The organism is Pseudoflavonifractor sp. 60 (assembly GCF_009911645.1).
Classification (GTDB): Bacteria; Bacillota; Clostridia; order Oscillospirales; family Oscillospiraceae; genus Lawsonibacter.
This window is the reverse complement of sequence record NZ_QWKI01000264.1, coordinates 1-2355: the sequence shown is the minus strand read 5'-3', so window position 1 is coordinate 2355 and position 2355 is coordinate 1. Positions and strand designations below refer to the sequence as shown.

Sequence of the window (2355 nt, the reverse complement as noted above, 5' to 3'; positions counted from 1 at the left end):
CAGGCCACTGTGCTGGCCAATGGGACGCTGAGCATCCAGGAGATGGAGGACGTGGCTTAGAGGATGAGCGAAATAAAAGCAAACCGGACCCGGAATCTTCGGTACAAGCGCCCGGCCTTGGCCTCTATGGGCTTTGATGCGATGCGGGCAGAGCTTGATGAAATTGAGGAAGCCTGTGCGGGCATCCACTGGTTTGTCGACCAGGACGACGAAAACCTCATAAATGCCCTGGACGGAGAGGAAGAGGAAGCGTGGGAGTTTAAGGTCGCTTTCGCCGATCTGGAGGCCAAGGCAGACCAGCTCAGGGAGGCGATGCGTGATAATTGGGACTATCCTGCCCCGTTCTACCAGCGGTATGACTATTGCACCGTCGCCCTGGTGGGGAACCGATACAGGATAATCGGGTATGATGTGGACGAAGAGGACTACTTTAGTCTGACCCGGTACGACGAAGAACTCGCACAGACCGAGGCCGGAAAGTGGCTCATGCGGCTCACCAAAAAGGACATGATCTCCACTATCGGCCAGAGCGTCGGGACTCTGCTTGCCTTCCTGGACCTGAGGCAGAGTTACGACTACCTCAAAGCAACCCTTGACATTCTTCGAGATGAAAACACTTCGCTGCTCAAGCAAATCAAAGCGATTGAGGCCGCCTATGAGGAAGCCTGCGTTGGGGGCTGGTGGTGCGCCAAGAAGGGGGCGGTTGAGCAGTTTGAACAGTTGCTGGCTGCCCTGCCGGATCGGGCGTGGATAGAGTAGGAGGAACACCATGGAGTGGTATGAGAAATACAAAGAGGCCTCGAAGGCGGAGGTCCTTGCCCAGGCCCTGGAGGCTTGCAGCCGGCGGGACTGCGCCCACTGCCTCTATCAGGGCATGGGAATCAAGTGCCGGGTGCGGCTGATGCAGGACGCGGCGGCCATGCTCATCGAGATGCAGGAGAAGAACGGGTAATCAAAAAGGAGGAGAACCGTGAAAAGGAATAATAATCCCACTGGCAGCACAGACCGATTGTGCGCGGCTGTCCTGGCCGGTCTGCTGGCGGCCACCGTCTGGGTCTACGAGGCCACCGACGGTGCGGCCATCAGAGCGGCTGAGGTGGACAAGCCCCCTGCAATCACTGTCACGGTCCCCGCCATTGACATGTCGTTCCTGGCGGAGGCTCTGAAGGAGTGCAGGAGGGAGCTGTTCTGGGGGACGGTCCCCCTATCCCCGGAGTGCCGCAGCGCGCTGGTGGAGGCCTGCGAGGCCCACGGTGTCCCCCTGTGTGACGCTCTGGGGGTCATCCAAGTGGAGAGCGGCTTCGATTCGGAGGCGGTCAGCAGCGAGGGCTGTGTGGGTCTGATGCAGCTCAACACCAGATATTTCCCCGCCTGCCTCTCTCCCGAGGACAACATCCGTGCCGGAGTGGCCTACCTGGGCGCACTGCTGGAGCGGTACGAGGGGGACACACAGGCCACCCTCACCGCCTATAACGCCGGCCACGACACCGGCAGCCGTACGTACGCCAACGCCGTCCTGGCCGCCTCTGAGCGTTGGGGCGCGGGGTGAAGGAGGAAATCGTGAAAGAGAATAAGTTCACCGAAGTACTAAAAGGGGTGTCCGACTTGGGCACCGAGAGGGAGCAGATCGAGTACATCGACATTGAACACATTGAGTGCGACGCCGGCAACTTCTACCAACTGACCGGGCTGGACGAGCTGGCCGCCAACATCGAGGTGGTGGGCCTCCAGCAGCCTCTCCGGGTGAGGACCGCCGATGACCGGCCGGAGCAGGTGGTAGTCGTATCTGGCCACCGCCGGCTGATGGCCCTGAGCAGGCTGATTGGGGAGGGCAGGACGGACCTGCGGGCAGTCCCCTGTATTCGGGAACGGTCCTCCGGCTCCGCTGCCCTCCAGGAGCTGCGTTTGATCTACGCCAACCGGGATACCCGGGTGATCTCCTCCGGAGAGCTGGCCAAGCAGGCAGAGAAGGTAGAAATGCTGCTGTACCAGCTGAAGGAGGAAGGCTTTGAGTTCCCCGGAAAAATGCGGGACCATGTGGCCCAGGCCTGTAAGATATCCGCCCCAAAGCTGGCCCGGCTGAAGGTCATCCGGGAGAAGTTGATTCCGGAGTACATGACGCTGTTTGACAAGGACAAGCTGCCGGAACAGACCGCCTACGCCCTGGCCCGTCTGCCGGAGGACTTTCAGCAGCGCATGGCCTCCGCTTTATCTGAACCGCCCAACGGGGCCACTGCTGAAAAGGTGCTGCGCAAGTATAACGAAGGCTGGCGCTGGGAGCCACAGCTGACCTGCCCTGACGGGAAGGCGTGCAAGCGCGGTGATGTGTTCCTCCGGCGGGACTGCGAGGCCCCT

The 2355-nt window shown here is 60.9% G+C and carries 4 protein-coding genes; all 4 read left to right on the top strand.

Annotated elements, in window-relative coordinates; genetic code table 11:
- Nucleotides 1-63 precede the first annotated feature (63 nt).
- On the top strand, nucleotides 64-759 hold the full coding sequence (locus D1646_RS21235; RefSeq protein ID WP_160638360.1) for a hypothetical protein: 696 nt from the start codon (nucleotides 64-66) through the stop codon (nucleotides 757-759).
- A gap of 10 nt (nucleotides 760-769) precedes the next feature.
- Nucleotides 770-952 (top strand): hypothetical protein, encoded by a 183-nt coding sequence (locus D1646_RS21230; protein WP_160638359.1) that lies wholly within the window; start codon nucleotides 770-772, stop codon nucleotides 950-952.
- Between the two features lie 18 nt (nucleotides 953-970).
- Nucleotides 971-1549 carry a transglycosylase SLT domain-containing protein gene (locus D1646_RS21225; protein ID WP_160638358.1) on the top strand — a complete coding sequence of 193 codons (579 nt, stop codon included), beginning with the start codon at nucleotides 971-973 and terminating at the stop codon, nucleotides 1547-1549.
- Between the two features lie 11 nt (nucleotides 1550-1560).
- On the top strand, nucleotides 1561-2355 hold a 795-nt coding region (locus D1646_RS21220), incomplete at its 3' end, for a ParB N-terminal domain-containing protein (protein ID WP_160638357.1).

What these genes read in the sequence shown, in the direction of transcription:
- D1646_RS21230 (WP_160638359.1), top strand. Translation starts at nt 770, where the DNA reads ATGGAGTGGTATGAGAAATACAAAGAGGCCTCGAAGGCGGAGGTCCTT.
- D1646_RS21235 (WP_160638360.1), top strand. Translation starts at nt 64, where the DNA reads ATGAGCGAAATAAAAGCAAACCGGACCCGGAATCTTCGGTACAAGCGC.